Below are 14355 nucleotides of genomic sequence, written 5' to 3' on the forward strand. Positions count from 1 at the left end.
GATATCCAGTCTGGCAGTGGATTGTGGTGTCTGAACTCACCGTTTTTTCGGGCGCGGTATTTTTGCGCCGCCCTTGCGACTGCGTTTTCCACGCCGAGATTGGTTGGCTGGCTTGACCGAAACGTTTGAAATTTTTTCGCCGATGGAGTCCTGCAGTTGGGTGATTCTGTCGCGAAGATTGGCCGCCCGCTCAAATTCGAGTGCTTCAGCAGCTTCCATCATTTCTGCTTCAAGTTCGTTGATGTATTCCTGCGTTACGTATTCGGTTTCTTGGTCTTTTCCAACGGCTGCATTTGCCTTACGGTGTGCTGCTGCCTCGGAGTCGATTCCGACTTGAATATTCTTTTTGACGGTCGCTGGTGTAATGTTGTGCTGTTTGTTGTAGGCCTCTTGTGCTTTTCGGCGTCGTTCTGTTTCTTCGATAGCGCGATTCATTGAGTTGGTCATCTTATCGGCATAGAGAATGACCTTGGCGTTTACGTTTCTGGCTGCACGACCAATCGTCTGGATCAGAGACGTTTCGCTGCGCAGAAAGCCTTCCTTGTCGGCATCGAGGATTGCGACCAGTGAAACTTCAGGCAGATCTAAGCCTTCTCGTAGTAGGTTCACACCAACTAACGCTTCGAAACTGCCTTCGCGCAGATCTCGCAGCAGGTCGACTCTTTCAAACGCATTTAGTTCACTATGCAACCACTGGCATTTGACTCCCTGTTCATTCAAGTAAGCAGAAAGATCTTCTGCCATTCGTTTCGTCAGGGCTGTGACGAGAACACGGTCGCCCGCGGCTGATCGTTCTCGGATTTGTTCGAGCAAATGGGGCACTTGTCCGCGAGCAGGAACAACTTCGATCAACGGATCGAGCAAGCCTGTAGGGCGGATGATTTGTTCAACGATTTCACCACCCGTTTGCTCTAATTCGTAATCTCCGGGGGTCGCTGACACAAAAACAACCTGATTGATGCGTTCTTCCCATTCGTCGAACTTGAGCGGGCGGTTGTCAAGCGCACAAGGTAGCCGAAATCCGTGCTCGACCAGGGTCGTTTTGCGACTGCGATCGCCGGCATACATAGCGCGTATTTGCGGAATCGTGACGTGAGATTCATCGATGAACAAAAGAAAGTCTTTGGGGAAAAAGCTGAACAGTGTGTCAGGTGTCGAGCCGGCGGACCGGCCTGAGAGCGGTCGACTGTAGTTTTCTACGCCCGGACAGTAGCCAACTTCCATCAACATTTCGATGTCAAATCGAGTTCTTGCGTTAAGTCGTTGAGCTTCGAGCAATTTGCCTCGGCCTTGGAAGAGCTCAAGTTGTTCAGCGAGCTCGGTTTTGATTTCCGTGACCGCCTTTTCGATCCGATCCTCACGCATGACAAAGTGTTTGGCGGGATAGATGAAAAGTTGTGATTCTTGCCTTATCACTTCGCCCGTGAGTGGGTTGATAAGAGAGAGCTGTTCGATTTCATCGCCCCAGAGTTCGACTCGAATGGCAAACTCCTCGTAGGATGGCCAGATCTCGACGCAATCCCCACGAACACGAAAACGGCTACGTTCAAAAGAGACATCGTTGCGTTCATACTGAATATCGACCAGTTGTCGGAGCACCTCGTCACGGTCGACACTCTCACCCACGATCAGAGGAACCATCATTTGACGGTAATCCTCCGGTGAGCCGAGGCCATAAATGCAGGAAACGCTAGCGACGATGATCACGTCTCGGCGACTGACGAGCGAGCTGGTTGATGCGAGTCGCAAGCGGTCGATCTCTTGATTGATCGATGCGTCTTTCTCGATGTAGATGTCTCGCTGAGGTATGTAGGCTTCGGGTTGGTAGTAGTCGTAATAACTGACGAAGTAGTGAACTGCATTGTGCGGAAAGAACTCTTTGAATTCGGAATAGAGCTGCGCAGCGAGCGTCTTGTTGTGCGAAATCACCAGAGTGGGCCGTTGCATTTCTTGGATGACGTTGGCCATTGAGAACGTCTTTCCCGATCCGGTCACCCCCTTTAAGACTTGGCTGCGGCGTTTGTTGGTGATTCCATCCGCCAACGCCCGAATCGCTTCTGGTTGGTCTCCGGCAGGTTCAAACGGGCTTTCCAAGCGAAACATTAGAAAGTATCAATCGAATAGGAGGTGATCGGTGGTAGGACATTGGTGAGAAGAGCCTATTCTATGCCTTTTCAGCGATTTCGTCCGCAGGGGGCCGTGCGACTTTGGCTTGTTTGACTCAGTGGTAAGCTCACGGAGTGTGGGTGGGCGCCCCGGATGACACTTTGGGGCGCCCCGGATGACACTCCAAGAAAGGTTGTAGCCGCTGGAGAGTTTTTGGGCCGATTCCTCGAACCTCCCGGAGTTGTTCAATCCGCTGGAAGGCTCCTCGGCGATCGCGGTGGCCGATAATGCGTCTGGCCATTGTTTCACTGATTCCTGGCAAGACTGTGAGTTCGGGCCAATCGCATTCGTTGAGGTCGATGCTGAATTGGTAATGGGGTGGAGCGACTTGGTTAATGTCAACAAGTCTGCCGCGGAATCCACCCTCGTAAAGCCACCATTTGGCAATCAGCACGTAGCCAAGCGAGATAAGTGCTGCCAGCCAAAGGCGTTGAGCTTTGGTTTGCCAAGCCAATCGCGACTGAGTCGGATTCTTGGATCTAGAGTTCTCCATGTTTGCCCATCCTTGGAAGAATGAATCGTGGAGATCTTGTTGTCGTTCGGCCTCGTAAACGCTAGTCCAGCACTTTGGCGCCACTGATCAGCTTGATGAACTCGGCATTGTTTTTGAATTTGCCCAGTTGCCGTGTTAGTTGTTCCATCGCATCGACATGATGCATGGTGGTCAGTGTGCGTCGCAGCATGGTGACAGCATGCAATGTTTCTGGGTCGTGCAGCAGTTCCTCTCGGCGTGTACCCGACTGTGAAATATCGAGTGCAGGCCAGACGCGTCGATCGGCCAGTTTTCGATCCAGGACCAGTTCCATATTTCCAGTCCCTTTAAACTCCTGGAAAATCAGCTCATCCATCCGGCTTCCCGTATCGATGAGTGCGGTACCAACGATGGTCAGGGAGCCCCCTTCTTCGAACACACGCGCTGTGGCAAATAGCTTTTTCGGGATGTCCATCGCTTTAATGTCAACACCACCGGACATTGTCCGGCCGGTGTTTCCGACCCATTTGTTAAACGCTCGAGCTAAACGAGTAATAGAGTCCATCAGGAGGAACACATCCTGTCCCATTTCAGCAAGGCGTCGGCATCGCTCGATCACCAACTGCGAGATGCGGACATGGCTCTCAACATCCTGGTCCAAGCTGCTGGCAATTACCTCGCCATCAACGTTTCGCCGCATGTCGGTGACTTCTTCAGGACGCTCGTCGATGAGCAGAACCATCAGCTTGAGGTCCTTGTAGTTCTCCGAAATACCTCGAGCAATCTGCTGCATCAGCATCGTTTTGCCCGTACGGGGTGGAGCGACGATCAGGGCTCGCTGTCCCTTGCCGAGCGGCGTAATCAGGTCCATCACTCTGGTGCTGATAGGTTCCGGACCCGTTTCGAGCCTCAGCCAGCTTTCTGGGTTGATGGGTGTGAGTTCATCGAATGACTTCACACTGCTGTATTCTGCGGGTGGCATCCCGTCGACGTCGGTGATTTCTCGCAAGCGAGGGCCCTGTTGCTTGCGGGCCCGTTGGACCATTCCCTTGACCATCAGCCCTTCACGCAGGCCGTACTTGTCAATCATCGTGCCGGGAACGAATGGATCGGAGCGAACGCGGTCGTAATTGTTCGAAAAGCTGCGGAGAAATCCGTAGCCATTGGGGTGCAGTTCGAGCATCCCACAACCTTCTTGAAGCGAATCCGCTTCGCCACCCTCGACGGGTTCCATCTCTCCCGCCGGAGCCGGGCGAACATTTTGATCATTGGGACGACGGCGTCTTCGTGGTCGGCCTTGGCCGCCACCGCCTCCTGCTCCACCACCACCGCGTTGGTTTGGTCGAGATCCTCTTGGCTTCCTTTTCTTCCCCATTTCCTCACCTGGTCGACTTATAAGTGGTGTAGCAGTACTCAGAAACGCAAGGCGATTCTGGGCATCGATGATAGGCCAATCCGCAGGCCGCGAAGCGTCTTTGACGCCGTCGGCGAACCTACAAATGATGACCGAGTTTCAGAACGGTTTGGGTTTTAGAACTCTCTTGTATCCAGCACTCACAGTAGAGAACAGTTACGAAACTGCCCTGATTGTTTGGGCCGACACAAAACCTTCCTAACTGAGGTTGTATCACCTCGATCCCCTCTGAGGGGTGCCATCCAAGGCAGTGTCAACTTAAGCTTGGTCTGCTCAGAACTTCCGCCGCCACTCGCTACAAGTCGCCGAGCGGCCAATGAAATTGTCGCTATATGAGATCGTCTTCGCCGACGACAATCAACTAGGCCCGAGCATCATAGGAAGCTCGAGAAACGCCGTATGCCCAAGGTAAAAAACCGCTCGCATTCAAGCTAAGAAGCGAACTCCCGAGAGTCGGGCATGGCGCCTACATCTGAGGCAGATATTCTCTGACTAACGGCATGTTACTCATGCTGGCCGCTGTGTCAAGCTATCATTTCCACTTTGCGGAATTCTTCGTTGACTTGTGTCCGATTCTACGTCTGAAACTGGCTGTTTGGAGGATTTTAGCCGTTTTGAAGTGATAGGACTGCTGGCGTAATGATCGTTTTTTTCGGTAATCTTGACCTAGACGCCATTTTTTATGTCTGTAGATTCTGTTTCGCGCCGATAGTTGCTCCGGAAGATCATTCGATCTAATTGATTCGAAGAAATGGTGAGGAAGGTGAGCTGAGATGCGGCGATTAACCCGATCTGTTGCTTTCTGTCTTGCAGCTGGAGTTTTAGCTGTTTCAACGGTTTCCGCTGTTGAGGTAATGTGGCGGACCGACTTGGACGCGGCGTTTCGCATGGCGAAGGCCGAGAATCGGCCGCTGCTGCTCCATTTTTGGTCTCCAGATTGCGTGCCCTGTATGCAGTTGGAAAACCGAGTTTTCAACCGTGATGACGTGGGGCGGACGTTGTCGAGTTTCTTCGTAGCCGTCAAAATAAACGCGAAAGATGATCCGCAACTCGCGGCTCGCTATCGGATTCGCAGCGTTCCCCAAGATGTTATTTTGACGCCTGGTGATAAAGAGCTGCATCGAATGACGACACCGCAGGATGCAGACCAATATGTTGCTCAGCTCAGTGCCGTGGCGTTTCGGTCCGGCATGATGCCGCATCGCAAGCCTCGTCAGCAGCGGTTTGCCGATCTGAGTGAGACGGGCTACCAGGCTTCTACCGGCTATCAATCTGCACTTGGGCCACCTCCGGGGGACCCTCCCATCGGGATGGACCGATCCGAGCCGATCGACCATGTGGGCCCCATTGGCGTCAATGATCCAGAATTAGGGAGTCGAACTGAGGATCCGCAGCCAGAGGCGCGGGAAGTGATCAATCGCTTTGCCAGTCGCACGACGGTTGATCCAGTTCAGTCGGCGCCCTCTCGTGCGGGCTTTTCAGGAGAAGTACCCCAGTCGGATCCACGCGCTGGAACGGAATCGGAGTTGCCTCTGCAGATCGACATGGCTGCCACACGTCGGTCGCCGAGAACAAGTCATGCTCAAGTCGCGATGTCTGCTGACCGAGCCGTATCACGTTCCGAAACGCCGCCTTTTGGTTTGGATGGCTATTGTCCGGTAACGTTGTTGAAACGTGACGTTTGGAAGAAGGGTGATCCGCGATTTGGTGTCATCCATCGTGGCCGGACTTACTTGTTCACCTCCGAAGTTGCCAAGAAGGAATTTATGGCCACACCGGACGACTTCAGTCCGGTACTTGCTGGCATTGATCCGGTGTTGTTGGCTGACGGCGGTGAAGCGGTCGAGGGTCGCCGAGCCCATGGAATTGTTTATCGAAAACGCGTCTTCCTATTCACGACGGAAGAGAATCTGCAACGGTTTTGGCAAGAGCCGGAAAGCTATGCCGCTCCGATTCGCCAGGCGATGGAATCAGGCACCGTCAACCGTCTCTTCCGGTAGGTTGTCTCTGTTTCGGCATTGCGAGCAACCGCAGAGTTCACGTAGGCGGGGCCAAGTGTAGAGTCCCGTATCGTGGCCATCGGACCAGATGATTTTGAGTGCGTAATTGCCCACGAGCTTGGCGTCGTCAATGCGAATGGTCTCAGGGACGGAATCTGGATCGAGCAGCAACGCGCCTGTGATCTCATGCACACATTGGGCGCAGCGGCACTTTTCCCGTAAGTATTTGCAGGGATAACTCCATTCATGCCCGTCTGGCCATGAAATCATTAGACAGCCGGCCTCGCGCGAGGCTTGGAGCTTAGTAGGTGGTTTCATTTTTCGTGTGGTTGCCAGCCCATGGAACGCTTGACCGCTTCTTGCCAACGATGATAACGCGTCTCCCGTTCGTCACTCGCCATCTGAGGGGTGAATTCTTGGTCGAGTTGCCAGTGCTGCTCAACGACGTCTATCCCTTCCCAGTAGTCGATCGCGATCCCTGCGAGATAGGCCGCGCCCAGGGCTGTCGTTTCGGGAAGTGTGGGGCGCTGCACTGTCACACCCAGAATATCCGACTGGAATTGGAGCAAGCGATTGTTGACACTCGCTCCGCCATCCACTTTGAGCATATCCAGCTTGACACCCGCAGCCGTCTCCATGGCTTGTAGCACGTCACGCGATTGAAAAGCCATCGATTCCAGAGCGGCCAAACCTAAATGTCCTGCGGTGGTGCCTCGCGAGAGACCCACGATGGTGCCGCGGGCATAAGGATCCCAATAGGGTGCGCCCAAACCGACAAAAGCCGGGACCAAGTAAACGCCTTCGGTATCCGATACGTTGGCAACGAGCTGTTCAATCTCCTCGGATGACTTGATCAATCCCAAGCCGTCTCGAAGCCATTGCACGACTGCTCCGCCAATGAACACGGAACCCTCCAGGCAGTAAGTGACTTTTCCGTCAATTGACCAGCCGATGGTGGTGAGCAGGTTTGAGCCGGATTGGATAGGTTGATCTCCCGTGTTCATCAACAAAAAACAGCCGGTGCCATAAGTATTTTTTGCCAATCCGGGATGGAAGCAAGCTTGACCGAATAAGGCCGCCTGCTGATCTCCCGCACAACCGGTGATCGGGATCGACTTGCCAAAGACTGTGGCTTCCCCCAACTTACCGCTGGAAGGACCGACTTCCGGAAGCATCGCTCGGGGGATGCCAAGGATCTTTAATAGTTCATCATCCCAATCCAGTGTGTGGAGGTTGAACATCAGCGTTCGACTCGCGTTGCTCATGTCGGTAATATGGGTTTTGCCCTCGGTCAGTCGCCATATCAAGTAAGTATCGACCGTACCGAACAGGATTTCGCCACGAGCCGCCCGTTCTCGTAGGCCTTCGTGTTTGTCGAGCAGGTATTTGACTTTGGTACCAGAGAAATACGAGTCGAGCAGTAAGCCCGTTTTTTCACGAAAGGTGTCCTCGTAGCCTTCCCGGCGAAGCTGGTCGCAAATTCCGGCGCTGATGCGACTTTGCCAAACAATCGCATTGTCGACCGGCTCTCCGGTCTGGCGGTCCCAGAGAATCGTTGTTTCTCGCTGATTTGTGATCCCGATCGCGGCAATCGATTCCGCTGTTTGACCTGCTTTTTCGATTGCTTTTACCGCGACTTCGTATTGTGTCTCCCAGATATCTATTGGATTGTGTTCCACCATTCCAGGCGACGGGAGAATCTGTTTGAACTCGCGCTGCGCCACCCCGATGTTCTGTCCCTGATGGTCGAACACCATCGCGCGACTCGAAGTGGTCCCTTGATCAAAAGCCAATACATACTTAGTCATGAATCGCACCTAAGTGGGGTTTGAGTGGCAAAGGTACAGGAGGTTGCAGCGGCTGAAAGCATCGGCACCACAGTGTATACGATTCCATTCGGTCGGTGCATGAACCTAGAGTGCGTTTTTTAGAAGTGACAGGCCGAGTACCCAGCAAGAGTGTCCGATCGGCCTGTCAAGGCGCGTCTCAGTTGATAAGAATCGATGTGGGAAGATTTTGCAATCGCTCAGTGATCAAGCCGTTCACTGATGATACGTTCCAGTCGTTTGATCTGGATTTGGGCGAATTCAAGATCGGGGGAAATTTCGACCGCACACTGAAAGTAAAGTAACGCCAGTGTGGGATTGTCCAATTGGAGGTAACAATCGCCGATCGCCAACGCCGATGTGAAGTGAAAGGGATCACAATTGAGGGCTTGAGCGAAATCATCGATCGATTCGGATATGCTAGTCTCGGATCGTACTGCGATTCCACGTTGGTGCCAGGCTTCTGCAAAAGCTGGCTGTTCCGCAAGGATTTTATCGCACCCCTCGATTACCTCTTCGAATTCACCTGTCGTATTCTGTCTCGACAAGCATTGCAGCTTGTGGCAATGATGCGGAGGGCCAGAACGCGTCCAAAGCGAATGAATGCCGTCGGACGCGATCAGTCTCACCGCCCGGTCCGTATCTCGAAGACAAGGGCCGACAAATGGCAGAGAACTCTCACCGCCCAGAAATGTGACGGCGAGAACCGCGCTGCGACGGGTCGCCGGATTGTGACTTTGTGTTAAGCGGTGTAGCGTGGCCAGTGTGTAATGCTCGGCCGTCGCCGCAATAAAATCGGCTGTGCGCCCTTCACGCAGAAATCGGTAATAGAATCGGCACAGCAGCGCGGTAGACTGGGGATGCTCGGACACGTGGTGTGGCTCACTCAGGAAATGGTCTGATTGCCGGTGCAGTACGCAAGAATGTGAGTTTAAATCCTATGGGAAAACACAGCAACTCATTGGTTGCATCTTCGTCCAAAAACGCTCGTTGGTTTGTACCGATTATAGCGTTTACGAACTGTTTGCCCCGGATATGTCAAGTTGCCCGAACGCTAGCAGCGTTGGCCGGGTGGTTGTTGCTTAACCAATCGACTGCAGTGTGGGCTCAAACAAAGACTTCAGCGATCGCATTCGAAAAGCGTCTTGAGGCACCCGTTGAGGTAACTTGGGCGAATGCTCCGTTGCGTCGTTCGTTACTCCGATTGGCAGAGTCCCAGGCCATTACGATCTTCTTGGATCGGAGGCTCGATCCCAACCAGCCGTTGGATATTCGAATCCACGCTTCCTCTTTGAGATTGGGCCTCGAAGAATTGGCGAATCAATATGATTGGCAAGTGAGTGAGCTTGGCAAAGTGGTTTATCTGGGACCACGGCCTACCGCAGGAAAAATCTCGACTCTCGCTGAGATTAATCGCGGCCGTTTGAAGAAGCTTAAGCCGACCCAACGGCGAGGTTGGCAAATGGCTCGTTCCAGAAGTTGGTCTAAATTAACCGAGCCCAGGCGACTCCTGGAGCAATGGGTTTCCCGAGCCGGAGTTGAGCTGCTTGGTGTGAACAGAGTGCCACATGATCTATGGGATCAAGGAAGTTTGCCTGCCGCAACGCTCTTGGATCAAATCACGATTTTACTCGCCGGTTTTGATCTGTCCGTGAGTCTCAATCGTGATGGCTCGGGGCGCATCGTGAAGATTCCAAGTGAGGTAGCGGTCGAGCACCCGTACCGTTTAACTCCATCGCAACGGAATCGTCTGCAGGAGTTGCAAGAACTGGTTGGTCTAGAATCATTGGAACTGAATGGGATGCAGTTGCTCGTGAATGGAACCACGGAGGCCCACCGTAAAATAAAGCGATGGCTTTCCGGTCAGCGTTCCGCGACTGCAGATCAAGCACTTGTTCAGCGTCGCTATTCGCTAACGGTCGAAAATCAACCACTCGAGGGTGTCCTGCGGTCGCTTTGCCAGCAACTGGGGTTCCGCCTGAATCTTGAGGGGATTCCCCAGGAAAAGCGTGGCCAATTGATTAGCTTTCGCGTTCAAAATGCGACGGAGTCTGAGTTGCTCACGTCGACCGTTTCCCCAGCCGGACTCAGCTATCGGCGCGAGGGCGATCAGCTGCGCATTACACAACCGTAACTTTCGCAGTGAACCGTGGGTCCAAAATGGCCACCGGCACTCTCGGCGTTGCGCCATTGGAGCTTGCTGTTAAGCCAGCGCTTTTTCAAGCGCTTCTTGGATTCCGGACGCAATTTTGCCTTTGAACATCATGGCGGCAAATGGCAATTCGCCTTTGAACAAGACTTTGTCTTCTTCGACTGTCATTGTTCCTTCGATTTTAATTCCAAAGGTGGAGAATGAAAAAGTGAGGACATTGTCGGCCCAACTGCCTTGCATGTCGCTGATTTGGTCTTTGTATTTGCGTTCCATCGTCTCCAGAAATGACGCCATTCGTTCTTGAGCAGCTGCCTGACCTAACGAATGGGGAACCTCTACGTTGAACGAAGGCATGGATGACCTCTGTCGATTTTCTTTGAAAAATCCAATATTTTAGGTGCTCAGAAGAACCTGTTCCTGCTGAGGTTAGGTTTCAGAGTGTAACAAAAGCTTGGGTTGTCGTTTAGTCGAGCTTGAGCGGGTGGTTTTTGTCGGTAAAGGACATGATATGCGATTTCAGCGGGGTGGTTGGGTGGTCGGTAGCTTGGTGATGCTGGGCCTTTTGGCCGCCGTCTGGGCCTTTTGGCCTTATCGACTCCCACACCCGGACGTTTGTGATCAGGACCAACTCTATCGTTGGATGGCTTTGCGAGATTTGAGTGAGGAGCCACGGGATATCCAAATCTCGTTGGTTGGACGTTTTCAAGATTTGATGGAAGAGCAGCGATTGGGTGAGAGTGTTGAAATTGATCCTCGATACGAATCACGTGTGACTGCGAATCGTAAGGTGTTGCAGGATCTCTGGTTTCAGGATGCGATCGAGCAATTCAATCTGTTGCCGGTGAATCAACGGGCTGAGTTTTTGGATCGTCAAATTGGGACGATTCAGGGCTGGCGAGCCATGTCTGGCAATTCGGATTGGCACGAGGGTTCCCATGCGATTGGAACGCAATTGAACGTTTGGCTCGTGTCGGAAGATGAAACGGCTCGCGTGGTTTCAACTTTAGCCGCTGGCTTTCTGCGCTGGCTTGCTACCCACGACTTGAGCGACGTGTCACTGCAGTCCCGCGAACAAGTGGTGGGCATGTTAGCTGATGCACTTGAAACAAGGGAATTGAATTCGGTTTCTGAATCGTTACCGGGGCAACTTTCCACGGTGCTACCAGAAGATACGGATTTATTGACAGCCAATGGCGAGCTCCTTCTTGAAGCTTGGTACTATCTTCAGGCACGGCGGCACTGGGCTTTGCCGGTCGATGCTCGTGCCGATTTCGTTGTTGAGCAGGTCAACCGAGTGAAAACGTCTCCCCTGATTCCCCTGCTCATGGCTTCAGACTCAACGGATTCTGTCACGAATCAGAATCCGTTATTTGCGGCGATGAAGATGTTGCAAACCGTCGATCGGTGGATCCAGCGAGCAGATGCTACGGATCACGAAATGTTGTCACAATTCAAGCTGGCTGTTCAGCAACAACTGCTCAAATCACGCTTCCCATGGATGAAACTCCAGCCCTGACCGATGTTTGATACATGGGAGTGTCCACGGTTTAGTCGTTTGCTGTCAACAAACCGAGCACCCCTGCGCCTTCTTCGTGATGTTTTAGATTGTCTTCGTAAGTGTGTCGATCAGACGGGTGCCACAATGGCAATCCGTCCTGTATACGGCGCGCCAGAATTTCAAGTTTTTCATCACTTCCCGGCAACGCGTCAGTCGCTCGAAAGTCTCGTTCCGGCATCGTTTCGGGTTCGAAGGTCCAGTCACCAGATTGAATTGCTTGGAGTACGGACTTTGGCACTTCCTGCTCCTCCACGAAATGGCTGTATGCAACTCAGTCGCATGTCAATCAGAAGCCTCCGTGCGAACAATTCCCCTCCTCGAATTTCACGCCACCAGTATTGGAGTCTGAGTAGCCGCTGTCAACATTTATCCGTAGCTTGAAAATATTTCCTGAATCTTCCGTGAATTGGGTTGCAATCGTCTCAAGTTGTCCGTTTGAAATTCGAATCTTCTGGATTCGTCAAACTGCTTGTGACGAACAGATCTCACAGAGCTTACTTACGAAGTCTGCATCGATGTTCTGGGTGCGATCGCCGCGGCAGGCGGCGGATCGAACGGCCATCACTGTTGGACTTAGTGGTTGCAGTTGCCGCATGGCTGACTGATCGAGTGATCCGGCAACTACCATGATTTTGTTAGCCCGTCGTCCCCGCTCGATCCACCGAAAAATCTCAGACTCGGAGAGGTGGGCTAACAAGTTTCCCCGGCTTTTGTCGAAAGTGTCGATCAGGAATGCGGAACAGCCCAGTTCGAGCCCAGCCTGGAATACGTCGTCAATTCTTGGTGACCTGGCGAGCTGCCAGTCAGCGTAGGCGACCGCAACTGAATCGACGTGTGGGTGCAGTGCTTGATGTTTTTTTTGTAAGCGTTGTTGCCAATCCTTGACATTCAAGCAGCCCGCCAAGCCTACCTTGGCAAAATCAGTTCGTGCGGGAACCTCTTCTGCGGCAAGTGCTTGATCGTCGAGTAATTCGCCCAAAGCAACGCTGACTTTATGGTGGGGCTTGGCCGCTGCCACAATCGTACGCAGGACATCGATTGACGCGGCACCCAACGATCCGTGTTCGGGCTCTTTGACGTCGATGAAACGAATTCCGGCTTGGTCTGCGATGTTGAATTCAGTAGGGGATCGTACGCTAATCAGCAGTTCTGTCATGCTTTGGTTGTTTTTCTGGCTCTCTTAATCGCCGCTAAATTCGAATTCATTTGAGTCACTACTTCTCGGTTCAAGGGCTCCGTCCAGGTTCCCCGCACAATAATGTAGCCGTCAGCCCATTTGCCCAAGGATTGGTTGACAGAACGTTGGTGCCACTCGGTGGCACGCTCCGCGAGCCGGACAACTACCGTGACGCTGTTTACATCCTGCTGCAGCGAGAGTGGAATCATGCTCGGACCTTCTCCCAAAAAAAAGCACTCGACTGCATCGAGTGGTACCCGGATTGCTTTGACGTTTTTCAAGTAAACGAGCAATTCATCCGGTTCGTAGCAAATACGAGGTAAACATGTCCACCAGATCTGTTTTGCCAATAAGAAAGTTCCGCCCAGTAGGAGGCACCACGCGAAGATCGCTATAATTAGCCTCAGCGTTCCCGGTCCTGGTTGGCTGGTCATCAAGAGGAACAGTCCAGCTAAACTCGGGAGAGCGGCGAGGATTGTCAGTGCGATGGAAGCTCGACGGTTGTTTCGTAGTAGTACTTGGGCCATGGCGCAGGCCTTGGTCGGAGCGAGCGGGAAATAACTGAATCTTATATTTTAGCAAATCGCCTGCTTGTTACCGATGGGGCATGGCTCCATTTAGGTTGGTGACGATCAGCGAAATTTCGAGGGCAGGATCCGAGATGGCAAAAGAGTTTGTGCAAATTGAATGGTCAGCGGCAATCGAAGATGATTGTCGGCATTTGATCAGGTTGGCCGTTCGGGAAGATTTAGACCGCACCTTCGATTGGACGACGGTTGCACTGGTCCCGGAGCAAAGTCGTGGTGCTGCTCGGATGGTGAGTCGGCAGGCGGGTGTGGCTGCCGGTTGCCAAGTGGTGCCGATCATTATCGACGAGTTAAATGCGGAGCTAGAGTGGTTGCCCCTCGCCGCAGATGGCGATCGACTAAATCAAGGCGATGAAATTGGCTCGTTGAGGGGGTCCGTTCGTGATCTTTTGGTGGCCGAACGCCTCGTTTTGAATCTGGTGGGGCGATTGACCGGCATTGCGACGTTGACGTCGGATTACCTAGCAGCCATCGCCGGAACGGAGGCCAAAATCTACGATACGCGAAAAACAACGCCCGGCTACCGTAGATTGGAAAAATATGCCGTTCGATGTGGAGGTGGGAGGAATCATCGTGGAGGTCTCTATGAAGCCGTTTTGATCAAAGATAATCACTTGGATTTCGGATTAAGTGACCTTGGGCAGCCATTCACTGCTGCTCAAGCGGTGGTCGCAGCCCGCGAGTTCCTCCATGAAACACTCTCGAAGACGCAAGCCGAAGAGATGATTCTCGAGATCGAAGTTGATAATCTTGAACAACTCGATCAGGTGTTGCCAAAGGCGCCAGATATCGTGTTGCTGGACAACATGACTCCGTCGTCGTTGGCAAATGCCGTCTCGCGACGAAATCGGATCGCTCCTCAGGTACAACTCGAGGCGTCAGGAGGCGTTAATTTAAAGACCGTTCGGGAGATAGCAGACAGCGGGGTCGATCGTATCAGTGTGGGAGCGTTGACCCATTCGGCCGCCTCGCTGGATATCGGAATGGATTGGCAATGTTGACG

14 protein-coding genes are annotated in these 14355 nt (G+C 52.8%); 4 read left to right on the forward strand and 10 right to left on the reverse strand.

From position 1 onward, the window contains the following. Positions 1–36 precede the first annotated feature (36 nt). From uvrB to rho, 3 genes are all read right to left on the reverse strand, one after another. Positions 37–2103 carry an excinuclease ABC subunit UvrB gene (gene uvrB / locus P8N76_12105; protein ID MDG2382404.1) on the reverse strand — a complete coding sequence of 689 codons (2067 nt, stop codon included), beginning with the start codon at positions 2101–2103 and terminating at the stop codon, positions 37–39. A 130-nt stretch (positions 2104–2233) separates the two neighbouring features. Then, complete coding sequence (locus tag P8N76_12110) at positions 2234–2659, reverse strand: helix-hairpin-helix domain-containing protein (GenBank protein ID MDG2382405.1); 426 nt, start codon at positions 2657–2659, stop codon at positions 2234–2236. 61 nt (positions 2660–2720) lie between these two features. Next, positions 2721–4013 (reverse strand): transcription termination factor Rho, encoded by a 1293-nt coding sequence (rho, locus tag P8N76_12115; GenBank protein MDG2382406.1) that lies wholly within the window; start codon positions 4011–4013, stop codon positions 2721–2723. An 812-nt stretch (positions 4014–4825) separates the two neighbouring features. Here rho and P8N76_12120 point away from each other — a divergent pair. Further along, positions 4826–6052 (forward strand): thioredoxin fold domain-containing protein, encoded by a 1227-nt coding sequence (locus P8N76_12120; GenBank protein MDG2382407.1) that lies wholly within the window; start codon positions 4826–4828, stop codon positions 6050–6052. On the opposite strand, the gene P8N76_12125 is transcribed toward P8N76_12120, so the two are convergent. From P8N76_12125 to P8N76_12135, 3 genes are all read right to left on the reverse strand, one after another. Next, complete coding sequence (locus tag P8N76_12125) at positions 6023–6370, reverse strand: DUF971 domain-containing protein (GenBank protein MDG2382408.1); 348 nt, start codon at positions 6368–6370, stop codon at positions 6023–6025. The two genes, P8N76_12120 and P8N76_12125, sit on opposite strands and share 30 nt — an antisense overlap. After that, on the reverse strand, positions 6367–7860 hold the full coding sequence (glpK, locus tag P8N76_12130) for a glycerol kinase GlpK (protein MDG2382409.1): 1494 nt from the start codon (positions 7858–7860) through the stop codon (positions 6367–6369). The genes P8N76_12125 and glpK overlap by 4 nt, the downstream gene beginning before the upstream one ends. Positions 7861–8078: 218 nt before the next feature. Further along, positions 8079–8750, reverse strand: a complete 672-nt coding sequence (locus P8N76_12135; GenBank protein MDG2382410.1) for a hypothetical protein — start codon at positions 8748–8750, stop codon at positions 8079–8081. Positions 8751–8977: 227 nt separating this feature from the next. Between P8N76_12135 and P8N76_12140 the strand changes: the two genes are divergently transcribed. Next, positions 8978–10012 carry a hypothetical protein gene (locus tag P8N76_12140; GenBank protein ID MDG2382411.1) on the forward strand — a complete coding sequence of 345 codons (1035 nt, stop codon included), beginning with the start codon at positions 8978–8980 and terminating at the stop codon, positions 10010–10012. A 69-nt stretch (positions 10013–10081) separates the two neighbouring features. Here P8N76_12140 and P8N76_12145 read toward each other — a convergent pair whose 3' ends face one another. Beyond that, a complete protein-coding gene (locus P8N76_12145) occupies positions 10082–10384 on the reverse strand; it encodes a polyhydroxyalkanoic acid system family protein (GenBank protein MDG2382412.1) in 303 nt (100 codons plus the stop codon). 154 nt (positions 10385–10538) lie between these two features. Between P8N76_12145 and P8N76_12150 the strand changes: the two genes are divergently transcribed. Next, positions 10539–11546, forward strand: a complete 1008-nt coding sequence (locus P8N76_12150) for a hypothetical protein (protein MDG2382413.1) — start codon at positions 10539–10541, stop codon at positions 11544–11546. A 31-nt stretch (positions 11547–11577) separates the two neighbouring features. Here the strand turns inward: P8N76_12150 and P8N76_12155 are convergent, their stop codons facing one another. The 3 genes from P8N76_12155 to P8N76_12165 form a co-directional block, all read right to left on the reverse strand. Then, positions 11578–11826 (reverse strand): hypothetical protein, encoded by a 249-nt coding sequence (locus P8N76_12155; protein ID MDG2382414.1) that lies wholly within the window; start codon positions 11824–11826, stop codon positions 11578–11580. 222 nt (positions 11827–12048) lie between these two features. Further along, positions 12049–12744, reverse strand: coding sequence for a (5-formylfuran-3-yl)methyl phosphate synthase (locus tag P8N76_12160; protein MDG2382415.1), 696 nt, complete (start codon positions 12742–12744; stop codon positions 12049–12051). Then, on the reverse strand, positions 12741–13292 hold the full coding sequence (locus P8N76_12165) for a hypothetical protein (GenBank protein ID MDG2382416.1): 552 nt from the start codon (positions 13290–13292) through the stop codon (positions 12741–12743). Before P8N76_12165 ends, P8N76_12160 begins: the two co-directional genes overlap by 4 nt. A 134-nt stretch (positions 13293–13426) precedes the next feature. Between P8N76_12165 and nadC the strand changes: the two genes are divergently transcribed. After that, complete coding sequence (nadC, locus tag P8N76_12170) at positions 13427–14353, forward strand: carboxylating nicotinate-nucleotide diphosphorylase (GenBank protein MDG2382417.1); 927 nt, start codon at positions 13427–13429, stop codon at positions 14351–14353. Positions 14354–14355: the final 2 nt, after the last annotated feature.

It is taken from the genome of Pirellulaceae bacterium, from assembly GCA_029243025.1.
Lineage (GTDB): Bacteria > Planctomycetota > Planctomycetia > Pirellulales > Pirellulaceae.

Excerpts from the sequence above, each read along its gene's own strand:
- P8N76_12160 (MDG2382415.1), bottom strand. The coding sequence starts at position 12,744 with ATGACAGAACTGCTGATTAGCGTACGATCCCCTACTGAATTCAACATC.
- P8N76_12150 (MDG2382413.1), top strand. The coding sequence starts at position 10,539 with ATGCGATTTCAGCGGGGTGGTTGGGTGGTCGGTAGCTTGGTGATGCTG.
- glpK (MDG2382409.1), bottom strand. The coding sequence starts at position 7,860 with ATGACTAAGTATGTATTGGCTTTTGATCAAGGGACCACTTCGAGTCGC.
- P8N76_12125 (MDG2382408.1), bottom strand. The coding sequence starts at position 6,370 with ATGAAACCACCTACTAAGCTCCAAGCCTCGCGCGAGGCCGGCTGTCTA.
- P8N76_12110 (MDG2382405.1), bottom strand. The coding sequence starts at position 2,659 with ATGGAGAACTCTAGATCCAAGAATCCGACTCAGTCGCGATTGGCTTGG.
- P8N76_12165 (MDG2382416.1), bottom strand. The coding sequence starts at position 13,292 with ATGGCCCAAGTACTACTACGAAACAACCGTCGAGCTTCCATCGCACTG.
- P8N76_12120 (MDG2382407.1), top strand. The coding sequence starts at position 4,826 with ATGCGGCGATTAACCCGATCTGTTGCTTTCTGTCTTGCAGCTGGAGTT.
- uvrB (MDG2382404.1), bottom strand. The coding sequence starts at position 2,103 with ATGTTTCGCTTGGAAAGCCCGTTTGAACCTGCCGGAGACCAACCAGAA.
- P8N76_12145 (MDG2382412.1), bottom strand. The coding sequence starts at position 10,384 with ATGCCTTCGTTCAACGTAGAGGTTCCCCATTCGTTAGGTCAGGCAGCT.
- nadC (MDG2382417.1), top strand. The coding sequence starts at position 13,427 with ATGGCAAAAGAGTTTGTGCAAATTGAATGGTCAGCGGCAATCGAAGAT.
- rho (MDG2382406.1), bottom strand. The coding sequence starts at position 4,013 with ATGGGGAAGAAAAGGAAGCCAAGAGGATCTCGACCAAACCAACGCGGT.